The 21,390-nt window shown below is 42.4% G+C and carries 24 protein-coding genes; 7 read left to right on the forward strand and 17 right to left on the reverse strand.

All coding sequences use genetic code 11. From position 1 onward, the window contains the following. Positions 1–7 precede the first annotated feature (7 nt). The 5 genes from CWB85_RS08055 to CWB85_RS08075 all read right to left on the reverse strand — a co-directional run bounded on the left by CWB85_RS08055 (position 8) and on the right by CWB85_RS08075 (position 5,172). Positions 8–535 (reverse strand): cytochrome c oxidase assembly protein, encoded by a 528-nt coding sequence (locus CWB85_RS08055; RefSeq protein WP_138554593.1) that lies wholly within the window; start codon positions 533–535, stop codon positions 8–10. Next, positions 535–2,136: a cytochrome c oxidase subunit I gene (ctaD, locus tag CWB85_RS08060; protein ID WP_138554594.1), complete on the reverse strand. Its 1,602-nt coding sequence runs from the start codon at positions 2,134–2,136 to the stop codon at positions 535–537. The genes CWB85_RS08055 and ctaD overlap by 1 nt, the downstream gene beginning before the upstream one ends. After that, positions 2,136–3,278, reverse strand: coding sequence for a cytochrome c oxidase subunit II (gene coxB / locus CWB85_RS08065; RefSeq protein WP_016709011.1), 1,143 nt, complete (start codon positions 3,276–3,278; stop codon positions 2,136–2,138). The genes ctaD and coxB overlap by 1 nt, the downstream gene beginning before the upstream one ends. Positions 3,279–3,695: 417 nt before the next feature. Next, positions 3,696–4,313 (reverse strand): transcriptional repressor LexA, encoded by a 618-nt coding sequence (gene lexA, locus CWB85_RS08070; RefSeq protein WP_016709009.1) that lies wholly within the window; start codon positions 4,311–4,313, stop codon positions 3,696–3,698. 73 nt (positions 4,314–4,386) lie between these two features. Beyond that, positions 4,387–5,172 (reverse strand): hypothetical protein, encoded by a 786-nt coding sequence (locus tag CWB85_RS08075; protein ID WP_016709008.1) that lies wholly within the window; start codon positions 5,170–5,172, stop codon positions 4,387–4,389. A 120-nt stretch (positions 5,173–5,292) separates the two neighbouring features. On the opposite strand from CWB85_RS08075, the gene CWB85_RS08080 reads away from it, so the two are divergent. Beyond that, positions 5,293–5,736: a PaaI family thioesterase gene (locus CWB85_RS08080; RefSeq protein ID WP_138554595.1), complete on the forward strand. Its 444-nt coding sequence runs from the start codon at positions 5,293–5,295 to the stop codon at positions 5,734–5,736. On the opposite strand, the gene CWB85_RS08085 is transcribed toward CWB85_RS08080, so the two are convergent. Next, positions 5,733–6,113: a hypothetical protein gene (locus CWB85_RS08085; RefSeq protein ID WP_029216163.1), complete on the reverse strand. Its 381-nt coding sequence runs from the start codon at positions 6,111–6,113 to the stop codon at positions 5,733–5,735. The two genes, CWB85_RS08080 and CWB85_RS08085, sit on opposite strands and share 4 nt — an antisense overlap. A gap of 163 nt (positions 6,114–6,276) precedes the next feature. On the opposite strand from CWB85_RS08085, the gene CWB85_RS08090 reads away from it, so the two are divergent. Then, positions 6,277–6,978: a hypothetical protein gene (locus tag CWB85_RS08090; RefSeq protein WP_138554596.1), complete on the forward strand. Its 702-nt coding sequence runs from the start codon at positions 6,277–6,279 to the stop codon at positions 6,976–6,978. A 138-nt stretch (positions 6,979–7,116) separates the two neighbouring features. Further along, positions 7,117–7,770, forward strand: a complete 654-nt coding sequence (locus tag CWB85_RS08095; protein ID WP_138554597.1) for an endonuclease — start codon at positions 7,117–7,119, stop codon at positions 7,768–7,770. 37 nt (positions 7,771–7,807) lie between these two features. Here the strand turns inward: CWB85_RS08095 and hmpA are convergent, their stop codons facing one another. From hmpA to CWB85_RS08110, 3 genes are read right to left on the reverse strand one after another with little or no spacing between them, the layout of a single operon-like run. Then, positions 7,808–8,989 carry an NO-inducible flavohemoprotein gene (hmpA, locus tag CWB85_RS08100; RefSeq protein WP_138554598.1) on the reverse strand — a complete coding sequence of 394 codons (1,182 nt, stop codon included), beginning with the start codon at positions 8,987–8,989 and terminating at the stop codon, positions 7,808–7,810. Between the two features lie 18 nt (positions 8,990–9,007). After that, on the reverse strand, positions 9,008–10,240 hold the full coding sequence (locus CWB85_RS08105; protein WP_138554599.1) for an NnrS family protein: 1,233 nt from the start codon (positions 10,238–10,240) through the stop codon (positions 9,008–9,010). Then, on the reverse strand, positions 10,240–10,509 hold the full coding sequence (locus tag CWB85_RS08110) for a hypothetical protein (protein ID WP_212748234.1): 270 nt from the start codon (positions 10,507–10,509) through the stop codon (positions 10,240–10,242). Before CWB85_RS08110 ends, CWB85_RS08105 begins: the two co-directional genes overlap by 1 nt. A gap of 163 nt (positions 10,510–10,672) precedes the next feature. Between CWB85_RS08110 and norR the strand changes: the two genes are divergently transcribed. Next, entirely contained in the window at positions 10,673–12,256 is a 1,584-nt protein-coding gene (gene norR / locus CWB85_RS08115) for a nitric oxide reductase transcriptional regulator NorR (RefSeq protein ID WP_138554600.1), read from the forward strand. Between the two features lie 15 nt (positions 12,257–12,271). Here the strand turns inward: norR and CWB85_RS08120 are convergent, their stop codons facing one another. Both CWB85_RS08120 and CWB85_RS08125 read right to left on the reverse strand, forming a co-directional pair. Next, positions 12,272–12,466: a hypothetical protein gene (locus CWB85_RS08120; RefSeq protein ID WP_138554601.1), complete on the reverse strand. Its 195-nt coding sequence runs from the start codon at positions 12,464–12,466 to the stop codon at positions 12,272–12,274. Between the two features lie 29 nt (positions 12,467–12,495). Beyond that, complete coding sequence (locus CWB85_RS08125; RefSeq protein WP_016708998.1) at positions 12,496–13,392, reverse strand: LysR family transcriptional regulator; 897 nt, start codon at positions 13,390–13,392, stop codon at positions 12,496–12,498. A gap of 133 nt (positions 13,393–13,525) precedes the next feature. Between CWB85_RS08125 and CWB85_RS08130 the strand changes: the two genes are divergently transcribed. Continuing rightward, positions 13,526–14,095 carry an NADPH-dependent FMN reductase gene (locus CWB85_RS08130; protein ID WP_138554602.1) on the forward strand — a complete coding sequence of 190 codons (570 nt, stop codon included), beginning with the start codon at positions 13,526–13,528 and terminating at the stop codon, positions 14,093–14,095. An 11-nt stretch (positions 14,096–14,106) separates the two neighbouring features. On the opposite strand, the gene CWB85_RS08135 is transcribed toward CWB85_RS08130, so the two are convergent. Then, entirely contained in the window at positions 14,107–14,553 is a 447-nt protein-coding gene (locus CWB85_RS08135) for a tellurite resistance TerB family protein (RefSeq protein ID WP_016708996.1), read from the reverse strand. Between the two features lie 95 nt (positions 14,554–14,648). Between CWB85_RS08135 and CWB85_RS08140 the strand changes: the two genes are divergently transcribed. After that, positions 14,649–15,020 carry a hypothetical protein gene (locus CWB85_RS08140; RefSeq protein WP_016708994.1) on the forward strand — a complete coding sequence of 124 codons (372 nt, stop codon included), beginning with the start codon at positions 14,649–14,651 and terminating at the stop codon, positions 15,018–15,020. A gap of 10 nt (positions 15,021–15,030) precedes the next feature. Here CWB85_RS08140 and CWB85_RS08145 read toward each other — a convergent pair whose 3' ends face one another. Further along, positions 15,031–15,624: a hypothetical protein gene (locus CWB85_RS08145; protein ID WP_138554603.1), complete on the reverse strand. Its 594-nt coding sequence runs from the start codon at positions 15,622–15,624 to the stop codon at positions 15,031–15,033. Positions 15,625–15,819: 195 nt separating this feature from the next. On the opposite strand from CWB85_RS08145, the gene CWB85_RS08150 reads away from it, so the two are divergent. Next, positions 15,820–16,128, forward strand: a complete 309-nt coding sequence (locus CWB85_RS08150; protein WP_138554604.1) for a hypothetical protein — start codon at positions 15,820–15,822, stop codon at positions 16,126–16,128. A 51-nt stretch (positions 16,129–16,179) separates the two neighbouring features. On the opposite strand, the gene leuD is transcribed toward CWB85_RS08150, so the two are convergent. From leuD to leuA, 4 genes are all read right to left on the reverse strand, one after another. Next, a complete protein-coding gene (gene leuD, locus CWB85_RS08155; protein WP_016708991.1) occupies positions 16,180–16,779 on the reverse strand; it encodes a 3-isopropylmalate dehydratase small subunit in 600 nt (199 codons plus the stop codon). Next, positions 16,779–18,179, reverse strand: coding sequence for a 3-isopropylmalate dehydratase large subunit (leuC, locus tag CWB85_RS08160; protein WP_016708990.1), 1,401 nt, complete (start codon positions 18,177–18,179; stop codon positions 16,779–16,781). Before leuC ends, leuD begins: the two co-directional genes overlap by 1 nt. Before the next feature lie 76 nt (positions 18,180–18,255). Further along, a complete protein-coding gene (gene leuB / locus CWB85_RS08165) occupies positions 18,256–19,332 on the reverse strand; it encodes a 3-isopropylmalate dehydrogenase (protein WP_016708989.1) in 1,077 nt (358 codons plus the stop codon). Then, complete coding sequence (leuA, locus tag CWB85_RS08170; protein WP_016708988.1) at positions 19,329–20,882, reverse strand: 2-isopropylmalate synthase; 1,554 nt, start codon at positions 20,880–20,882, stop codon at positions 19,329–19,331. The genes leuB and leuA overlap by 4 nt, the downstream gene beginning before the upstream one ends. Positions 20,883–21,390: the final 508 nt, after the last annotated feature.

Here is a 21,390-nt window from a genome sequence, read left to right on the forward strand (position 1 = left end):
TTTGCTCCTAATTACTAGCCACTAACTGACTACTAATATCAAACACGGTATAAGATAAGGTGAGCTCTTCTACATCATCAGGTAACTCTGTATCAACGTAAAAAAGTAACTTAAACTCAACCTCTTCACCGGCTTTCAATGGCTGTTGATCAAAACAAAAGCAGGCCATTTTGTGTAAATACTTGGCTGCTTTTCCTGGCGATACTGAAGGTACCGCCTGCATAACTTTATCTTCATTACTGAGGTTTTTTGCTTTAAACACTACTTCGCGCATTGCCCCAGGCTTTACTGCAACACTGTATTCAGCTGATTGCACCGCAAACGGTGCCCCACTTTGTGCATGGGTAGTAAAGCTCACATCCACCTCGCGTGCTTCATTAATACTGGTGCTTTGCTTCGCTTGTTCTAGCGATGGTTTACCATTGAGCCCGGTTACATCACAAAAAACGTCGTATAACGGCACCAACGCAAAGGCAAAAGCAAACATACCTAGGCATATCAGCACTAAACGCTTAAGCAGTGGTGCATGGCTCATTACTTGATCTCCGGCGGTGTTTCGAAGGTATGATATGGCGCGGGTGAATCTACTTCCCACTCTAATCCTTCAGCGCCATCCCAGACTTTCGCAGGCACTTTATCGCCACCTCTGGCGCACTTAAATACCACCACCACAAACAGTAATTGCGATAAACCAAAGGCAAAGCCACCAAGACTTATAATTGCGTTAAAATCAGCAAATTGCAGCGCATAATCAGGGATACGTCTTGGCATACCCGCAAGTCCCACAAAATGCATAGGGAAAAACAATACATTCACACTCACTAACGACAGCCAAAAATGCCACTTCGCCAAGGTGGTATTAAACATGTTGCCCGTCCATTTAGGTAGCCAATAATAAGCCCCCGCCATAATTGAGAATACCGCGCCAGTGACTAATACATAGTGAAAATGCGCTACTACAAAGTAAGTATCGTGATACTGAAAATCAGCAGGGGTAATCGCTAACATCAAGCCTGAAAAGCCACCTATCGTAAACAACACGATAAATGCGATACTGAACAACATCGGCACTTCAAAACTAATCGAACCACGCCACATAGTGGCTACCCAATTAAATACTTTTACCCCCGTTGGCACTGATATCAGCATAGTTGCATACATAAAAAACAATTCAGCGGCGACGGGCATCCCTGTGGTAAACATATGATGCGCCCATACAATAAAGCTCAGTAAAGCAATCGAGGAGGTGGCATAAACCATAGAAGCATAGCCAAATAGCTTCTTGCGTGAAAAGGTAGGCACTATGGTCGATATAATACCAAAGGCAGGCAAAATCATGATGTACACTTCAGGATGACCAAAGAACCAGAAGATGTGTTGAAACATCACAGGGTCGCCACCGCCCGCTGCATCAAAAAAGCTCGTAGCAAAATACTTATCAGTGAGTACCATAGTCACCGCACCTGCCAATACTGGCATTACTGCAATTAATAAAAATGCGGTGATTAGCCAAGTCCAGACAAACAACGGAAGTTTCATCCATGTCATGCCTGGAGCACGCATATTCACTATGGTCACTATGACATTTATTGCGCCCATAATTGAGCTGATCCCCATAATATGCACAGCAAACACAAATAACGCAGTGTTATCATTACTGTAGGTGGTTGAAAGCGGTGCATAAAATGTCCAACCAAATGCAGGTCCGCCACCAGGCATAAACAATGACGCCAATAGAATTAAAAACGCGAATGGTAGGATCCAAAAACTCCAGTTATTCATGCGCGGCAAGGCCATATCTGGTGCGCCAATCATCAGTGGCACCATCCAGTTTGCAAGCCCTGTAAAGGCTGGCATAACCGCACCAAACACCATAATCAAACCATGTACTGTGGTCATCTGATTAAAAAAATGTGGTTCGACTAACTGCAACCCTGGCTGAAATAATTCAGCTCGGATCACCATTGCCATTGCGCCACCAATTAAAAACATGGTGAGCGAGAAAATTAAATATAAGCTACCAATATCTTTGTGATTGGTAGTAAATAGCCAGCGCTTAAACCCTTTAGCAGGGTGATGATGGCCATCATCATGATCTGCAGCTGTATTATCATGTTGCTGTGTTACGCTACTCATTATTTAGCCTCCGATGTTGCATCAAGCTCAGCTTGGATCTGACTCGGTTGAATAACATCGCCGGTATCATTACCCCACGCATTACGTTTGTAAGTAATAACCGCCGCTAATTGCTTAATTGATAATTGCTTAGCAAATGCTTGCATCGCAGTACCTGGGCGGCCATGTAGTACGACATCAATATGATCTTTAATATCACCAAGCACCACCGGATTGCCTTTCAGCGCAGGAAACACTCCTGGCAGCCCCATACCTGTTGGTTGATGGCATGCTGCACAACTGGCCATGTAAACTTGTTCACCCAACGTCATTAACTCTTCTTTAGGTAATGTTTGATCGAGTAATGCCGCATCCGCAGCAGCTGCTTTTTGCTTAGCTTGTTTAGCATCAGCCAGCCATGTCGCAAATTCTTGCTCAGATTTAGCTTCCACCACCACGGGCATAAAACCGTGGTCTTTGCCGCACAACTCAGCGCATTGCCCGCGATAAATGCCCTGTTCATTTATTTTCGTCCACGTTTCATTGATAAAACCCGGGTTGGCATCTTTTTTAACCGCAAAATCAGGGACCCACCACGAGTGGATCACATCATCGGAGGTCATCAAAAAGCGTATTTTTTTATTGATTGGCAAGACTAAAGGTTTGTCTACCTCTAGAAGGTAGGTGTTAGTTTTATCCGCTTGATTGGTTATTTGTTCTTGTGGAGTTGATAGGATAGAGTAAAAAGCAACACCTTCGCCCATGTACTCATAATGCCATTTCCATTGTGACCCTGTAATTTTAATCGTTAAATCAGCTTTACTTGCATCCTCCATCGCAATCAACGTTTTAGTCGCAGGCACAGCCATCGCGATGAGAATAACAAATGGAATAGCAGTCCAAAGTATTTCAACTTTAGTACTTTCATGGAATTGGGCTGGAATAGCCCCTTTTGATTTACGATGATGTATTAACGCCCAAAACATAACGGCAAATACAATCACCCCAATCACACAACAAATTATAAATATAGTCATGTGTAGTTGATAAACATTATTACTTATATCGGTTACACCTTCGCGCATATTAAATTGGCTATTCGCCAACAATTGCTGCGGAAGCATAAGTAATATAAGCCACAAGGTAGCGCTCAGTTTACCCATGTGACGGCTCCTTTTGATGCTATTGCAAGACGCAAAGCGAAAAGGCGGCACTACTTTATTTCACGCCAATTCGTTATTTTTTTATTGTAACTGGTGATCAAACCTGCTTCAGAAAGTGCTTTTACTACAGAAACTCGCAACTTTTAAAGACAGTTGTTAACACAGTGTATTAACCAATTAGTTAAAAAACGAACAATTAGCAAGTTTTAGGGGCAATAAATTTCTCTTTTGGTGCATAAATAACAACTAAAAATCAGCGCGTTATTTTCTAATGGAGGGGATGTAGCAGTAGCCAAAAAGTAACCTAAAGTAGAGCTGGCAAGGGCTTGGGAAGCGTAGCTAAGTATTAAATTTAACCACTAAAGAAGTAAAAAAAATTCAAAGCACCAAACTTCACCAATTTGGTGCGCAATAGGTTTACATCCAGTCAGCGTTACGGATCACGCCAACTGCCAGCCCTTCAATATTGAAAGATTCATGCTCCAAATCCACTTCAATTGGTGCAAATTCATCATTTTCAGCATGTAAGAAAACTTTTTTACCTGCTTTTTCAAGGCGCTTCACTGTTACATCATCATCAACACGAGCAACGACCACTTGGCCATTTTCAGCAACTTGAGTGCTATGTACTGCCAGTAAATCACCATCCATAATACCAATGTCTTTCATACTCATGCCTTGCACTCGTAATAAAAAGTCGGCAGCAGGTTTAAATAATAATGGGTCAACTTGGCAGTGACTCTCAACATGCTGCTCTGCCAAAATTGGCTCACCAGCAGCGACGCGGCCAATCAGCGGCAAACCTAGCTGCTCAGGCTCATCTTCCTCAACTAATTGAATACCACGGCTAGCGCCGGGCTTCATTTTTATAACACCTTTTTTAGCCAGTGCTTTTAGATGCTCTTCAGCTGCATTGGCGCTTTTAAAGCCTAACGTTTGCGCAATCTCAGCACGGGTTGGCGGCATACCGGTATCTTTAATAAATACTTTAATAAGTTCGAGAATTTGAGCTTGGCGATTCGTTAATGGGCGCATACAACTGGTTTTCCATACAGTACATTTAACTGTGAGTATATACAGTTATCTGAAAATCGCAAATATAAATTGACTATAAACGCGCCGTTAATAATAAGCTTACGCTATTTAAATCACTCTCAGAATCTAACGCCGAGCCAAGGCCAAACTTTAATGCTATATGCTGATTAAACCAATAGTGTGTTTGTAACTCATAGTTGTCACTAAGATGCTTTTCATTGCGTATATTAGCAATTAACCCCACTGACCAAGCCTGATTAACATAGTAAACAGCTTTACCTCGTACATATTTATAACGCCCTGCTAATTGTTTTAATTCTAAATCCCAACCTTGATTTTTATTGATATCTGTCCAGCGTACATAGGGCGCATATGTCCACTCTACTGCAACATTCTTAACCTCTTGCCGCCAATTGCTTTCAACACGACTGTAATAAGCGTTAAAACCAAGTTGTAGCTGCTCATTCATCTGCTTGCCAAGTGCAGCACTGACTAAGTAAGCTGTATCTTGCCAATCCTTGTTATCATCGGAGATTCTTTGCAGACTGCCCTGCATAACTAACCCCTCGGGGCCATACACTGCTGCATCTGTATTTAAATAACTAAAATCACCGTTCGAAAACCCACCAAAAGCATAGTTATTGACTCTATTTAAGTCGGCTTTAAGATCATATGGCCCAGTTAGAGGCTCTAGATCTTCAGCAAAATAACGATAACGCGCTCCTAAAAATGACTCATCAAAACCGGCGAGGTCGGTAACACCCAAATCAAGCTGATGCTGTGTAGCAGCTATAGCTGGCGCCTGAGTAAGCACATTTACACACAATAATGCACCGAGTCCAAGTCCTCCTAACTTCATGCTTTAAACCTATTAACAAATACACAATAAAGGTACATTTTAACTATTTTTATGATCTTAACTGTAGAAAAATGTTTAAAAGTGTAGACTGAAAACTCACTAATTTAATGAGGCAGATTTATGAGTATTTGGTATCAACCGATCACCCTAGCGCAGTGCAAAGCATTAGATGAAGGCATTAATGGCCAAGGCACGTTAATGAAAACTATGGGGATTGAAATTAGTGAAATTGGCGATGATTATTTAGCCGCTACAATGCCTGCAATTCCAGCTCATCACAATCCTATGGGCATGGTACATGGCGGAGCAAATGTGGTGCTTGCAGAAACCGTAGCTAGCTACGCTGCAAACTTTGTAGTTGATTTTACGAAGTTTTATTGTGTTGGCCAAGAGATCAACGCTAATCACTTAAAAGCATCGCGTAATGGCACATTAACGGCAATTGCAAAACCGCTGCATTTAGGCAAACGAACATCGGTATGGGAAGTAAAAATCACCAATAGTCGTGGCGAATTATGCTGCGTATCAAGAATGACCGCAGCAGTTGTAGTGCGTAAAGGCTAGCTTGCCAGCGGATAAATCGTAATTTCAATTCCTGCACCAATCGCAGAGATACGCAATAATGTATCGGCACTGAGCGCTTGATTAAAACATTTTGGCGAAGTGCCTGATTCAAAGCCAATATCAAAGGTACGTCTTGAGCATGATAACCACTGTTTTAATGCATTACGCGAGCACGACTCAATCAACTCACATAAATGGTTAATTGCTTTATCTGGCGAGGTAACATCTTCTTTAGACTCAATACGTGCAAGTTGACGGTACTCATCTTTATCATAATGCAAAACCACAGCACTCTTTTTTAAGTCAGCAACTAGCAAACTAATATCTTGCTTTGATTCCAGCTCTAGATCTACATTTAAAAATTGAATTTCCGACATTGTTTCATTTTTACCCTGCGTTAATAACAACGCAAACTTTAACCCAATTTTACATTTATACCAAATCAACAGTGGATTTTATTATCTGCGACAATTTGCCACATTGGCAAACTCACTATAATTTATACAATAGCGCACTAATAATAACAAACAGGCTGAAGTAATGAATAAACGCATTTTTAAACATGCGCGCAAACTCCACAAATGGTTAGGTTACTTATTGGCATTACAAATTTTTGCATGGTTGCTTGGTGGTTTAGTGATGAGCGCCATCCCTCTTGAGAAAGTACACGGAAAGCACTTAGCTGCACGTCAATTAGATAACCCATTTACTCAAGCTGATTACCCTGCATCGCTAGATAACATTGTGTCCCAAGTACTTCGACCACAGCAAATAACTTATGAGCACTTTTTAACAACACCAATCATTACAGTGCATGGCCAAAGTGGTGATTACAGCTTTAATGGACTTACTGGGCGCCCTTTTGTTGCTCCAACACAATCACAAATTATCGCCAATGCGAAAGCGCATCTACTAATAGATGCGCAAGCCAGCCAAGCAGTTAAGCTATCAACCGGCCCAAGAGAAGTAGGTTATAAAAAGAATATTTGGCAAGTCACTTTTGACGACAGTTTCAGTACCACATTATATTTACACGCAGATAGTGGCAAAGTTATTACCGTTCGCAGCACAATTTGGCGAATCTTTGATTTTTTCTGGATGCTGCATATTATGGATTATGATGAGCGTGAAGACTTTAACAACCCTCTACTGATCAGCTTTTCAGCCACCAGTGTATTATTTTGTATAACTGGTATTATTTTATTATTGCAAAATATCCGCTTGCGCCGCCGCACTCGTTAAACATAAGCGCGAGGTATTTCAATTTTCCTCGCGCTATTTATCATTGTATTTTAATCAACATACTCCGTTCACCTGATTTACCTATTTGAATGATCACTCTAAAATAGTGCTTCCTGTAGTTCACTAAAGTGATTGGATATGTCGCATTTTCTGCTTGCGCTAGTTTTGGCTTGCCTTAGTTTTAACCTCTACGCTGAACAATTTACTCGCTTTGCAAGTGCCAAAAAACACCTTATAAAAACCTTACCAGAAAACGCCACTAGCCTTTACTGTGGTTGTGATATAAAACGCCAAGGCAAAAAACTAGTACCCGATCCAACTGCATGTGGCTATGTGCCTCGCAACGCAGTCACTCGCTCAGGTAAACCAAATGCACGTGCTACTCGTATTGAATGGGAGCACATTGTTCCAGCGTGGGAATTTGGTCACCAGCTACAATGTTGGCAAAATGGCGGCCGAAAAAATTGTATTAAAACCAGTGCTCAATTTCGTAAAATGGAAGCAGATATAAATAACCTCGCACCGGCAATTGGCGAGATAAACGCCGACCGCTCTAATTATCGCTTTGGCATGATCACCGGGGATGCCAATCAATATGGTCGCTGCCAAGTAAAAGTCGACTTTAAACAAAGAGTAGTAGAGCCACCATTTTATGCACGAAAGCGCATCGCAGATGCCTACTTTTATATGCAAAAAACCTATGGTTTAAAAATATCCGACAAACAGCAAAAGTTGTTTAATACTTGGCAAAATCAAGCTTTAGCAGCACAACAAAGCAATAAAGCACTCTAAGAGAAAGGCGCTATTAGCGCCTTGAAGTTTTGATTAATCAAATATCTTGATGTGGGCCAAACACTTCGTAATGGATACGTGCCGCATCAACATCAAGCGCGAGTAACTGCTGTTTAATTGCCGCCATAAACCCCGTTGGGCCACAGATATAGAAATCCCCTTCTCCTAGCGGTAGCTGCTTAGCAACAGCGCTGACATTCATCAACCCAGTAAATTCTGCCTCCTCGCCACCTTGATTAAACCAAGTGTAGTGATTTAACCGAGTATGCGCCGCGGCTTGCTCCACAAGAAATTGACTAAATGAATGTTGCTGGGTATTTTCACACGCATGTAAATAAGTGACCGCTTGATTCGATGTATCACTTAATAATGTTTGTAGCATTGCCAGCATCGGTGTTTGACCAACGCCCGCAGAAATTAGTACCACAGGTTTATTATTTGCCCGCAAAAAGAAGTCACCAGCCGGTGGATAAAGCTCCACCACACTGCCCTCATCAAGTGAATGCAAGTAATTAGATACAATCCCCGCTGCTGGCACTAACTCTTTTTTCACGCTAATGCGGTAATTTTCACCATTACTTTGCTGAGAAATAGAGTATTGACGTATCTCACTATACTGCGCATAAGTGGGCTTCACTTTAATGCCTAAATACTGCCCTGGCTTATGGGTTATTACCGCTTTACCATCAACCGGTACTAACGTAAAACTGGTTACTAACTCTGATTCTGCTTGTTTCTTCGCAATGATAAACTGACGTGTGCCTGACCAGCCACCGTGATTATTTTTACTATGCGCGTATAGTGCGGCTTCCTCAGTGATACAAATATCAGCCAGTAATGCATACGCTTCACGCCACGCATATTCAACTTCAGGTGTAAATTGCGCTGGGATCAATTCTTTTAACGTGCCAATTAAATGCCCGCCAACAATCGGATAATGCTCAGGCAATATATGCATACTGGCATGCTTATGATTAATACGTGCTAGTGCTTCTTTTAACACGGCCAGATTATCAATATTTTGCGCATACGCTGCCAATGCATTAAACAATGCAAATTGCTGACGGCCACTGCGTTGATTCGCCATATTAAAAATATCTTGCAGCTCAGGATTATGGCTAAACATGCGATTATAAAAATGCTCAGTAACGACCGTGCCCGCCTCTGCCAATAAAGGCACGGTGCTTTTAACTATTGCAATGGTTTTATCAGATAACATACGACTTCCTAACATCAATTAACCACGACGCCCATCAACACGACGCCGCGTTAAGATAGGAATACAATGGATCAAGAACAATAAAAATGCCACCAGCCACAACACAGCGCTAAGCTGCCACGCTATATGTGGCCCAATAACAAAGGGTAATAACGAACGAACAATCGCTGCAACAAGCACTAAAGCAAACGCCACAGCCATAAAATGTGGGATAGTTAAAGGACGCCCAGTATGACCATGCGATACGCGAGTCATCATGGCTAGAATCATCATGCCAATCGTACCTATGGTGATCATGTGTAATGCATCTTTAAATAAGATCACAGGGCTATAAAAACTCAGTGCAACCAACACCAAACCAACCCCAAGCGCTAGATACGAAAAGTGCAACGACCAGAGTAACGGCACTTTGAGCATTTTATTATTCCACCACAACAATGAGCGACTTAAATGCAATACAGCAACAGCGGCCAATGCCCAACCGGGATTAACACTCGGTATAAATAACTGGCTGATAAAATAAAGCGCAACAGCAAATAACGAGCTGTAAAGCAGCACTTTATCTAAACGCCCAGTACGCACTTGCTCAGCTAAGCCCAAACCGCGAGCGGTAAAAAAGGGCAGCACTCGCCCCGCAACCACACCTACCAGCAACGTCATAACCAACACGGCGGTATCAACAACAGCAAGTGCCAACAGCATGCTCTGCTCGATAGCCAACCATAAGTAGATAATATTTAACGCACACAAGGCGCTTAAAATCGGCAAAAATTGATAGTTATTTTTGTTATTTGCTTTAAGCAACATGTTAGCCAGCGCCGTAATTGCTGCTAACCACCACAGTAATTGCAGTAATAACACCGCATACAAATTAACGTTTTCAATACCAGTACCGGTAATAAAAAACGCAGCTCTGGCTGCCAGCCACACTAGGGTTAGTAGCATCAATTTACTCCCGCTGATACTCGCAACCCCGGTCCAGGTTTGTGCTGCGGTTAACAAAAACCCCACCGCAACAGCACCTGCAAAACCAAACATCATTTCGTGAGCATGCCAGAGCGTGGCTGGTATAGTTAGGCGCCAACTAGCATGACCCGTTAAAATAAGTAACCAATAGCCAATCGACAACACAGCCAATAAGCCAGCACCTAAAAAATAGGGTCGAAACGCCAACATCCATAACGGCCATTGGCTCACTTGGTACACCCGTACTTTTTCTGGCATGGGCTCGGTTAAATTGATTGGTCGCATTAACGTACCTCCTTTCCTAATCCATTAAGTGCTATGCAGCGCAGTACATAACTTATTTTTAAAATTGTGGCGGCAATAATCGTTGCTATATGCGCGACAATTTGTAATTGCATACTCAGTAGCTCAGCAAGCGGATAGCTCAATAAAACCGTGGCTATCATCACTAAGGCACTGACAGCGAGCGCTATATTTGCGCCACTTAACAGTTTAGAGTAGAAATCTGTGGCAACAGATACCTCGTAATAGTTATTAGATGCTGGCATTAACATAACAAGCTCACTTATGTATTCATGTATAACAATGCTACTGCACAGACCAAGCCAACATTTAAATTATATATTTTTCATTAAGTTACACTATTCAAGCTTGACAAAAAAGTCATTATGACTCACCCTTAAACAAATCAAATAAGCACACTTAAGTCATTTTGACATGCTAAATAATCAACGCTTATTAAATGCTGCCATTACGCTTGCCAAAGTGAATACTCAAGTTGAACCTTTTCAGCAGCTTATTGATTGCATTCAACAGCTGATCCCAAGTGATGCAATTGCCTTACTGACCCTACAAGGGGATGTATTAAAACCACACGCAATTGATGGCCTAACACCTGATACCTTAGGCCGTCGCTTTGTTATTAAAGAGCATCCGCGCCTACAGGCTATTTGTAATGCTAAACACCCTTTACAATTTACCCACGACTGCCCAATGCCAGATCCGTATGATGGTTTACTCAGTGCTAAAGCTGGGGATATCCCCGTACACGCTTGTTTGGGAATGCCATTATTTGATAACAATGAAAATTTACTCGGGGTGCTGACCCTTGATAGCCTCAACGCGAGTGCGTTTGATAATTTAAGCCTTGAGCACTTAACTCAATTGAGCACGCTTTGTGCTGCGCATTTACACACCACACTGCAATTGCAGCAATATCAAAGTCATGCACAACATAGCAGTGCCTTAGTGCAAGAGCTAAACCGTGAAGCGCTGACCCGCGATGGAGTGGAAATCATTGGTCAAAGCCGTGCAATGCAAACCCTTAAAAATGATATAAAACTGGTTGCAGCGTCTGAATTTAGCGTGCTGATCCAAGGTGATACCGGAGTCGGCAAAGAGTTGGTGGCACGCAACATTCACCTGCATTCTAAACGTAGTGAAAAGCCGCTAATTCACCTCAATTGTGCGTCACTACCCGAGAACCTCGCCGAAAGTGAGTTTTTTGGTCATGCTAAGGGCGCATTTACTGGAGCAGAAAGTGCCCGCCAAGGTAAATTTCAACTCGCTGATGGCGGCACATTATTTTTAGACGAAATTGGCGAACTGCCTCTTGCTATGCAAAGCAAGTTATTGCGCGTATTACAAAGTGGTGAAATTCAAACGGTAGGCGAAGATGAAGTGAAATACGTGGATGTGCGAGTTATTGCTGCGACAAATCGCAATTTAAAGAATGAAGTAGCCGAAGGTCGTTTTAGAGCCGATCTCTATCATCGCCTCAGCGTATATCCACTCATTGTTGCACCACTGAGTGAGCGTGAAAATGATGTAATTCTATTAGCCGGTTATTTTGTTGAACAAACCGCTCGAAAACTGGCAATAAAACAACTCAAACTCAGTGTCGAAACACAACTCTTGCTCACTCAATATGACTGGCCAGGAAATGTGCGTGAACTTGAACATGTCATAAGCCGTGCAGCTCTCAAAGCTAAACAAGCGCAATGGCAGCAGGCTATTATCACGATCACCCCTGCGCATTGTGATTTAAATCTAACTGCTTTATCTAATCATGATTCAGCAAAGCACCATACAACTTCTGCTCCAGTGCTAACTTACCCAGTCAATAGTCGTAACTTATCACTCAAGCAGGCCACCGACACGTTTACTCATCATTTAATTAGCCAGCAACTAGAGCAGCATGATTTTAATTGGGCCGCCACCGCCCGCACTTTGCATGTAGATAGAGCTAATTTAGTCAGGCTCGCAAAGCGCTTAGGTATTGCAGTAAAAAAATCATTTTAGTTGGTAAATCAAAATTTAAAGAGGCGTTAAAGCACTTTCATCTGGCATTAAACATGGCGTGGCTAAATAGTGTTTAGCCACGCTTTTTGCTTCAGGCGGAAAATACACGATAACCTCACAATGTAGTCCATGTGGCGCAACATGACGGACAAATAGCGGTAACTTACCTGCATTGTGCTTAATTTTATCAAGCTCTGAACTTGCAAGCATCGCATCTCCAAGGTTTTTGCAATACCACATCAGCCTAATTTACGCTCTTGGAAGTAGGCTTTTAGTAATTGACTAAACGCTTGCACTTTAGCGGTACGATGTACTAAATGATGAGTCACTAACCATAAGTCAGTCGGCCAATTAAGTTCATTCGCCAATACTGGGATCAGTTCAGGGTATTGCGCTGCAACATCATGCTGTAAACCACCAATCCCTAAGCCTTTTACGATTGCTCGGGTCGCTTCTGAGGTTTCAGAAACGCGGAGTTTCACTTGCTCAGTAGGAATATTTTCATCAACCCAAGCGAAGTAAGGTACTTTACCGTTGTAACCCGCTACCCCAGAAACAAAATTATGCAGTGGCAGCTGGTTGAGAGTTTTCGGCATCCCGTACTTATCTATATAACGTTTAGAGGCGTAAAACCCGGATGATAAATGTGCTAAGTGCTGAGCGATATAATCACCTTCATCTGGGCGAGGCCCTGCGCGCACAGCAATATGTGCTTGGCCGTGATCAAGGCGAAGGCGTTTTTGATCAAGTATGACTTCTAATTGCACCTGCGGATGCAAACTTTGAAACTGCTCGCATACATCACTTAACACATCAATAAAGCCGCTAACTGTTGTAAGCAACAAACTGCCACGCAAGGTGCTGTCTGCAGCAATAATATCGTTATGTAAGCGCTCAAGTTCACTGTTGATAGATTGCGCCGCAGTAAATAACTTAGCGCCTATTTCTGTCACTTTATAACCACGGGCATGACGATGGAATAAACGTGCGTTTAAGCTTTGTTCTAAATTATTGATCCGCCGAAGTACGGTGCTGTGGTGCACGTTGAGCTTTTCGGCCGCGGCCGTTAATGTGCCGAGTCGCGCCACTTCATAAGCGACTTTTACATCTTGCCAGTCATCAAATTGGATTGCCATACTCGCCCTTTCACTGGATTGTGCATATATGCACATAAGTTTTGCGTTTATTTGGCTTTTCTGCAAGTAAAAATTTGCTAAAGTAACTTATAGACAAACTAATCATAACTTAACCAACATTAAGGCGAACACTATGACTGCACCAAAAATTATTGCCTTAGCAGGCAGCTTGCGTAAAGACAGCTTTAATCAAAAATTGATCAATGAGGCAGCCCGCTTTGCATTAGAAAGCGGCGCAGAAGTAGAAGTGATCAAACTTGCAGATTTAAACTTACCTATGTTTGACGAAGATATAGAAGCGCAAGGTACACCTCAAGGCGCACAGCTATTAAAAGACAAATTACGTGCTGCGGATGGCATCTTACTAGCCAGCCCTGAGTACAATGGTTCGATCACCGCGGTATTAAAAAATGCCATTGATTGGGCATCACGCACCGAACAAGGCGCGGTTCCTGCATTTCGTAACAAGGTAACAGCATTATACGCCTCATCGCCGGGTGGCTTAGGCGGTTTACGTGGCTTAAACCATGTGCGCGATATTTTATCGGGTATTGGTAGCCTAGTGTTAGCTGATCAACTAGCTGTACCAGCAATTCACACTGTATTAGATGAAACAGGCCGCATTAGCGACCCAGTAACAGCTGAAAAAGTAGCTGGCCTAGCTCAACAACTTGTAAGCGTGACGAGTAAACTGAGCAAATGAGTAAGGTGACTCTAAGAGAGCTTTGTCGCGGCTAACTTTGCGGCGATAAAGTCCTCGTGAGTTACATACAATAAACTAGCAACACGACGAATTACATACTCTTCTTGCGGATCAAGCTCACCATCGGCATAAGCTAAACGCCATAACAGCTCAATTATTTCAATACGCTGTGCGGCGTTGCATTGCGCATTAATTTGTTTAGAAAACTGAAAGTAGTCAATTGCCTCATCCAAACTCTTGCCAGCTTGCTCTGTTAATTGTGCAACGTCTTCATCACTTAAGTTAAAATATTTTTTTAAAGTCAATGCTAACGTTTGCAGCTCATCTGCTTGCTGCTCACTATCGGCACGCATTACCTCAATCAGTAACGCAGCTATTGCCGTTTTTAAATCATGTTCTTGCATCGTCGATTGCTGTTCATTAAATGACGAAAAAAGCTGTTTAATTTGTTTGAACATCACATTTTCCCTTTTTGGGTGTTAGACTTAAATCATAACTTAGGCACCACTTTAGTGAAATCAATGGTGCAATACAATAATGGAGTGCAAGGTTTATGACAGGAAAAATAGCGCATTGCTTAAAAATAAGCAGCATTTTAACGCTATTGGCAAGCTGCACTGTGGCGCAAGCAGAAAAAGGTGAGACCGAAAAACTCTATGATTTTGATGAAAAAGTACATTATTACCAAACTAAAATTGATAATAATAACTACCATTTAGAAATTCAGTCTGACGACTATCAACACTTTAAAAACCAAAGCGTGTTTTTACTACGCCATGCTAATCGCTTATGCCGTGGTAATTCGTTTATGTTAAAGGTGACTGATGGCGTACAAGAGTATGACCGTTTTCCAACCAAACCTCGTAAATATCAGCCACCATTAACGGTATTTCTGCAATGTGAGACAGAGCCCACAAAAGACTAGGCTTTTCTTTCTAGTCTTTATAACCCCAAGGTGCAGCAGGTGGTGTAACTGGTTTGGTTAAATCAAAGTCCACACGAAACTCACGACCTTGGCGAATTAAACGGTAAGTGAATTTTTCAGGGTAAATATACATCTGCCATGTATTACCAATCGATTGCGGAATACCTTGGCTAACAAATAATTCTTTTGAATATTGATCCGCAGGGAATGATTGCACATTAGTAAAACCCGCATCAACGGTGTGACCACCATACATGGTTGATACGTCATCAGTGCCATCTTTATGACGATGATCGTGCTTTAAGCTCAAACCACTGCCTGTTTTAGTTATGATCCAGGTACGTGATGCATCATCACCCACATGAAACGGCACTTGTAGCTCACGCTCGTTACAGCGGCGCAAATGCATCACCAATTTTTTACCTGCAAATGAACTCGGCCCAGTGGCATTATCAACCGTTACAGTCCCTTCATACGCTTTACCACAGTGAGCAGCAATATTATTAAAAAAACCATCATGGCTTGGAATAGAGACCAAAGGCGCAGGGCGTGCAAACGCCGCCGCAGATGCCAGTAATAGAGTCGCCGCAGTTAATAATCTCATAATCTGTTCCTAAAAATATAAAGGAGCAGCTTAGCGTGTTAATAAAAACAAAGGAAGTAATCGCGGTGAGTGGTAGTTCAGCTATAAGTAAGCGAGATAAAAGTTAGCGGGACGAAAAACAAAAGCGAACATCATTGTTGAACTTAAGTGAAAAAAAACTTATGTTTTTAAAAGAAATAAATTGGGAGAGATAATATGGAAAATTACCCTATATTGGCGTTTATTTTAATTTGTGCGCTATTTATTATACAAAACCGTAAATATAATGCGCTGCTTACACACTTATCACAGGCATACCCAGCACAATGGGAGCAATTAGCTAATACACTCGGCGATACCTCACGCTCCGCTATTGCAGCTAATTTACATGAATCACTCAAAAGTGGCTTTTTCTCAACCCTAGACGACCCAAAAATTAATCAATTTAAAAGACTTAAAACGATTAACATGACTGTTTGTAGTGTACTTGCTGTACTAGGCTTGACGATTGCTTATATGTATTAACCACATAAAACGCGGCCTTAGCCGCGTTTCATTCTATGATTGAGTAAACCTTTACTGCCAAGGGCGCTCGGCGTTAAGCTTTGCTTCAAAGGCGTCGATTTGTGGGTTGAGGGTTTCGGTCACGCCGATAAAATCTAAACCACTTAATAAACGCTCTTTTACGTCTTTGCGAATATCAAAGCTAATTGGTGCAAACTTGTTACTGGTAAGCTGCTGATTTTCAAGATCGATGTCGATATGAATATCGTCATGTTGCTCGCTCAGTACAAATAAGTCTTCCAATGTTTGCGCAGGAAGTGCAATCGCAAGCATTTGGTTATTGCCGCAGTTATTAAAGAAAATATCAGCAAAGCTTTCCGCTAAAATTACTTCAAAACCATATTGCTTAAGCGCCCATGGTGCATGCTCGCGTGATGAGCCACAGCCAAAGTTATCGCGAGTTAGCAGTATTTGCGCACCTTGGTAACAGGGGCGATTTAAAATAAACTCAGGGTTTGGCTCGCCGTTATCTAAATAACGCCAATCGTAAAACAACGCCGCATCAAAGCCATCACGGCTGGTTGAGGTTAAAAACTGCTTAGGAATAATTTGATCGGTATCGACATTGTTTTTATCAAGTGGGGCCATTAAGCCACTAAAAAAAATGCTCATTAGGCTTCTCCTCTTATATCAACAAAGCGACCATGAATTGCTGCCGCAGCGGCCATTGCAGGGCTCACTAAGTGTGTACGGCCACCACGGCCTTGGCGACCTTCAAAGTTACGGTTAGATGTAGATGCACAGCGTTTGCCAGCACCTAAACGGTCGTCATTCATGGCTAAACACATTGAACAACCTGGTTCACGCCACTCAAAGCCGGCAGCTTTGAAAATATCGGCTAAGCCTTCATCTTCGGCTTGTTTTTTGACAAGGCCAGAGCCTGGTACGATTAACGCCTCAACACCTGGGGCTACTTGCTTACCTTCAACAATGTGTGCTGCCGCTCGTAAGTCTTCAATTCGACTGTTGGTACACGAACCAATAAATACCGTATCTACAGTGGCTGACGATAACTTATCACCGGCTGTTAAGCCCATATACTTAAGTGCGCTGCGAATCGCATCCGCTTTAATTAAATCAGGCTCTTGGTCTGGATCTGGAATACACTCATCAACACCAATAACTTGCTCAGGGCTGGTGCCCCAAGTAATTTGTGGCTGGATGCTGCTTGCTTCAAGCTCAACTTCTAAGTCAAACTGTGCGCCTTCGTCCGTTTTTAGAGTTTCCCAATAAGCAACTGCTGCTTCAAAATCATCACCTTGTGGAGCAAATGGACGGCCTTTCAAGTAATCATAAGTAATTTGATCTGAAGCGATTAAACCCGCTTTAGCGCCCATTTCAATACTCATGTTACATAGTGTCATGCGCGCTTCCATTGACAGCGCTTCAATGCCTTCACCACAAAATTCTGCAACATAACCCGTACCACCGGCAGTGCCTAGCTTGCCAATCACCGCCATGATCAAATCTTTAGCCGTAACAGTTGGACGCAGTACGCCATTAATTTGGATTTTTAACGACTTGGCTTTTTTCTGTTGCAAGGTTTGCGTTGCTAAGACGTGCTCAACCTCAGAAGTACCAATGCCGTGGGCAAGTGCACCAAATGCACCATGGGTTGACGTATGGCTATCACCGCATACTATCGTCGTACCTGGTAAGGTGATCCCTTGCTCAGGCCCCATTACATGCACGATACCTTGGTTAATTGAATTTAAATCATAAAGTACAATGCCAAACTCTTTACAGTTGGCATCAAGCGCCATTAATTGGTTTTTAGATACTTCACTGGCAGCATCTAATGAACGACTTTTGGTCGAGACATTATGATCCATAGTCGCAATGGTTTTCTCTGGGCAACGTACTTTACGGTTTTTCTCACGAAGGCCTGCGAATGCTTGCGGTGATGTCACTTCGTGCACTAAATGACGGTCAATATAAAGTAAGTCGGTTTGCTCATTAATACTAGCTACAACATGTGCTTGCCAGATTTTATCGTATAACGTTTGAGCCACTTGCTGATCCCCTAATCAGTTTGACTCGCCGCGTGACGGTGCAGCGAGTGAATAATTGTTTAAATAGCCGCTCGCTTTATATGCGAGCAACAATCGCTGCGGCAACATCCTGCGTGGTATAACCCGCATTTGGATAGATATCTGGCGTGCCTACACCAGCTTCAACCGCTTCGGCAACGGCTTTTTCGATGCTGCGCGCGGCTTCATCTTGGCCTAGTGAATAACGTAACATTAACGCCGCACTTAAAATTTGCGCAATAGGGTTAGCGACCCCTTTACCAGCAATATCAGGTGCTGAACCACCCGCTGGTTCATACATACCAAAACCTGATTGGTTTAAGCTAGCTGACGGTAATAAGCCCATAGAGCCTGTGATCATTGCGCATTCATCTGATAAAATATCACCAAATAAGTTATCACACAGTAACACATCAAACTGGCTTGGCTGCTTAACTAACTGCATTGCTGCGTTATCAACGTAAATATAATCTAGGCTTACTTCTGGATAGTCCTTACTTACCTCTGTAACCACTTCGCGCCATAACACGCTCGAAGCAAGTACATTCGCTTTATCAACTGAGGTTACATGATTATTACGTAATTTTGCTGCTTCAAAAGCGAAACGAGCGATACGTTCAATTTCCTTGCGTGAATAAGTTTGCGTATCGAATGCCGATTCCTCAGCACCTTCGCCACTGCGGCCTTTTTCACCAAAATAAATACCACCGGTCAGCTCACGCACACATAAAATATCAAAGCCTTGTGCACTAATATCAGCGCGCAGCGGTGATGCAGCACTTAGCGCTGGTAACAGTTGCGCTGGGCGTAAGTTACAAAACAAGCCAAAGTGTTTACGCAGCGGTAACAGTGAAGCACGCTCAGGTTGTTCATTGGCAGGTAGGTGCTCCCATTTAGGGCCGCCCACTGAACCAAATAAAATCGCATCAGCACTTTCGCAGGCAGCTAGAGTTTGATCAGGTAACGCTTTACCAAATTGATCAATCGCAGCACCACCAATAGCATGATGATGACGAGTTAAAGTAAAACCAAATTTACTGCTCACAGCATCCAATACTTGCTCTGCTGCTGCCATTACTTCTGGGCCGATACCGTCGCCTGCTAATACTGCAACGCTGTAATTTGATTGACTCATCCTGCTTTCCTTTGTTGTTTTAAATCAGACACTTTTTGTGCGCGATAAATTAAGTTATAAACGCGGATCATAGCGCGCACTGACGCTTCAACCACATCCGCTGCGATACCTGCACCGTGATAAGGGCGACCATCATATTTAGCGATTATATTTACCTCCCCTAGAGAGCTGGCGCCTTCACCGGTGGCCTCTAGGTTAAACTCAATCATTTCAACAGCCATGCCTGTTAAACGCTCAATCGCTAAGAATGACGCTTCTACAGGGCCATTACCGGTAGCCGCTTCTTGCTTAGACTCACCATTAATCGTCATACCGATTGTAGAGCTTGCTACTGATTGCGAGTTAGATGTTGAGTTAACAAACTCTAATTGGTATTTATCATCTTTATCACTGATTTGATTAAAATAAATCATCGCTTCAAGATCATAGTCATACACTGTGCCTTTTTGATCGGCAAGGGTTAAGAAGCTTTCATATAGGCTATCCATATCATAATCAGACTTTTGATAGCCTAATTCTTCAAGGCGGTGCTCAATAACATGACGCCCTGAACGAGAGGTCATGTTTAGTTGGTTATTTGGCACGCCGACACTTTCTGGCGACATAATCTCATAGGTATTTTGCGCTTTTAATACGCCGTCTTGGTGAATGCCAGAACTGTGAGCAAACGCATTCTCGCCGACAATGGCTTTATTTGGCTGCACCGGCATATTACAAATTTTTGCCACTTGGCGAGACGCACGGTAAATTTCTTCACTACGAATATCAGTATGCACTTTTAAGTGGTCTTGACGCATTTGCATGATCATCGCCACTTCTTCAAGCGAACAATTACCCGCACGCTCACCAATGCCATTGATCGTACATTCGATTTGCCGTGCTCCGGCTTGTACTGCAGCAATTGAATTAGCAACCGCTAAACCTAAATCATTATGGCAATGCACACTTAAACGCGCTTTATCGATATTTGGCACGTTATTCATCAAATGACGGATCATCGCCGCATATTCATCTGGTGTTACATAGCCAACTGTATCTGGTAAATTGATAGTAGATGCGCCAGCATTAATTGCCTGCTCAACTATTTTACATAAATCCCAATGCGGCGTTCGACCAGCATCTTCACATGAAAACTCCACATCATCAGTATAGTTACGCGCAAGTTTAATTGATTTAACCGCCATGGCTGTGGCGTCATCTAAACTCATGCGTAATTTATGTTCTAAATGCAAAGGACTCGTAGCAATAAATGTATGAATACGACTTTGTTGAGCTGTACGCAGGGCTTCACCGCAAGCTTCGATATCTTTAGCAACAGCACGTGCTAAACCACAAATAATTGGCCCTTTAACTTCTGTAGCAATACGTTGCACTGAACGAAAGTCAGCAGGGCTTGAAACCGGAAAGCCAACTTCCATTACATCCACATTTAGGCGGCTAATGGTATGCGCCAGTTGGATTTTATCTTCTTCAGTCAGGCTTGCTTTAAGCGCCTGCTCACCGTCACGTAAGGTGGTGTCAAAAATCCATACTTTATCTTGATCTTGCATAATCTGCCCTTAATTCTCAGCTACCCTGATTGCGAGATAAAAAAAACCCCGCATATTGCGGGGTTTTTTGTGTTTACTTAATGCAAATACACTAATCCCCGCTCACGTGCGCTAGCAGTAAGAGGTTTAGTTTTAATGTAATTAAACGTGTATTTTGCATCATCTTTACTAAATGTGTGTGTTCAGTGAGCCCTATTTTTAACACTTCAAAACACTGCTTGCAAGCATAATCTCACCTTTAAAATAATAAAAAAGCACAATCAAAGAAATAAAAAACCTTAAAAACACAAAAGTCGAGATATAAAATCCACAATAAACTCAAGGTGCCGATAAGATACTTGGCTTTATGGTAGATCCTGCTTAGATAAGTTTTCTATTTTAATTGCCACTACATGCTCAACTTTTATTAAAGCGGCCTGCTATAGTAGTTATTTATTCTCCCGCTATAGTGTTTGCTTTGAACGAAGTTCGTGTAATGTGCAACCGCGACCTTGCATCACTACAATAT

Source organism: Pseudoalteromonas sp. S1727 (genome assembly GCF_005886375.1).
In the GTDB taxonomy this organism is placed as follows: Bacteria; Pseudomonadota; Gammaproteobacteria; order Enterobacterales; family Alteromonadaceae; genus Pseudoalteromonas; species Pseudoalteromonas haloplanktis.

Excerpts from the sequence above, each read along its gene's own strand:
- CWB85_RS08055 (WP_138554593.1), bottom strand. The coding sequence starts at position 535 with ATGAGCCATGCACCACTGCTTAAGCGTTTAGTGCTGATATGCCTAGGT.
- ctaD (WP_138554594.1), bottom strand. The coding sequence starts at position 2,136 with ATGAGTAGCGTAACACAGCAACATGATAATACAGCTGCAGATCATGAT.
- coxB (WP_016709011.1), bottom strand. The coding sequence starts at position 3,278 with ATGGGTAAACTGAGCGCTACCTTGTGGCTTATATTACTTATGCTTCCG.
- lexA (WP_016709009.1), bottom strand. The coding sequence starts at position 4,313 with ATGCGCCCATTAACGAATCGCCAAGCTCAAATTCTCGAACTTATTAAA.
- CWB85_RS08075 (WP_016709008.1), bottom strand. The coding sequence starts at position 5,172 with ATGAAGTTAGGAGGACTTGGACTCGGTGCATTATTGTGTGTAAATGTG.
- CWB85_RS08080 (WP_138554595.1), top strand. The coding sequence starts at position 5,293 with ATGAGTATTTGGTATCAACCGATCACCCTAGCGCAGTGCAAAGCATTA.
- CWB85_RS08085 (WP_029216163.1), bottom strand. The coding sequence starts at position 6,113 with ATGTCGGAAATTCAATTTTTAAATGTAGATCTAGAGCTGGAATCAAAG.
- CWB85_RS08090 (WP_138554596.1), top strand. The coding sequence starts at position 6,277 with ATGAATAAACGCATTTTTAAACATGCGCGCAAACTCCACAAATGGTTA.
- CWB85_RS08095 (WP_138554597.1), top strand. The coding sequence starts at position 7,117 with ATGTCGCATTTTCTGCTTGCGCTAGTTTTGGCTTGCCTTAGTTTTAAC.
- hmpA (WP_138554598.1), bottom strand. The coding sequence starts at position 8,989 with ATGTTATCTGATAAAACCATTGCAATAGTTAAAAGCACCGTGCCTTTA.
- CWB85_RS08105 (WP_138554599.1), bottom strand. The coding sequence starts at position 10,240 with ATGCGACCAATCAATTTAACCGAGCCCATGCCAGAAAAAGTACGGGTG.
- CWB85_RS08110 (WP_212748234.1), bottom strand. The coding sequence starts at position 10,509 with ATGTTAATGCCAGCATCTAATAACTATTACGAGGTATCTGTTGCCACA.
- norR (WP_138554600.1), top strand. The coding sequence starts at position 10,673 with ATGCTAAATAATCAACGCTTATTAAATGCTGCCATTACGCTTGCCAAA.
- CWB85_RS08120 (WP_138554601.1), bottom strand. The coding sequence starts at position 12,466 with ATGCTTGCAAGTTCAGAGCTTGATAAAATTAAGCACAATGCAGGTAAG.
- CWB85_RS08125 (WP_016708998.1), bottom strand. The coding sequence starts at position 13,392 with ATGGCAATCCAATTTGATGACTGGCAAGATGTAAAAGTCGCTTATGAA.
- CWB85_RS08130 (WP_138554602.1), top strand. The coding sequence starts at position 13,526 with ATGACTGCACCAAAAATTATTGCCTTAGCAGGCAGCTTGCGTAAAGAC.
- CWB85_RS08135 (WP_016708996.1), bottom strand. The coding sequence starts at position 14,553 with ATGTTCAAACAAATTAAACAGCTTTTTTCGTCATTTAATGAACAGCAA.
- CWB85_RS08140 (WP_016708994.1), top strand. The coding sequence starts at position 14,649 with ATGACAGGAAAAATAGCGCATTGCTTAAAAATAAGCAGCATTTTAACG.
- CWB85_RS08145 (WP_138554603.1), bottom strand. The coding sequence starts at position 15,624 with ATGAGATTATTAACTGCGGCGACTCTATTACTGGCATCTGCGGCGGCG.
- CWB85_RS08150 (WP_138554604.1), top strand. The coding sequence starts at position 15,820 with ATGGAAAATTACCCTATATTGGCGTTTATTTTAATTTGTGCGCTATTT.
- leuD (WP_016708991.1), bottom strand. The coding sequence starts at position 16,779 with ATGAGCATTTTTTTTAGTGGCTTAATGGCCCCACTTGATAAAAACAAT.
- leuB (WP_016708989.1), bottom strand. The coding sequence starts at position 19,332 with ATGAGTCAATCAAATTACAGCGTTGCAGTATTAGCAGGCGACGGTATC.
- leuA (WP_016708988.1), bottom strand. The coding sequence starts at position 20,882 with ATGCAAGATCAAGATAAAGTATGGATTTTTGACACCACCTTACGTGAC.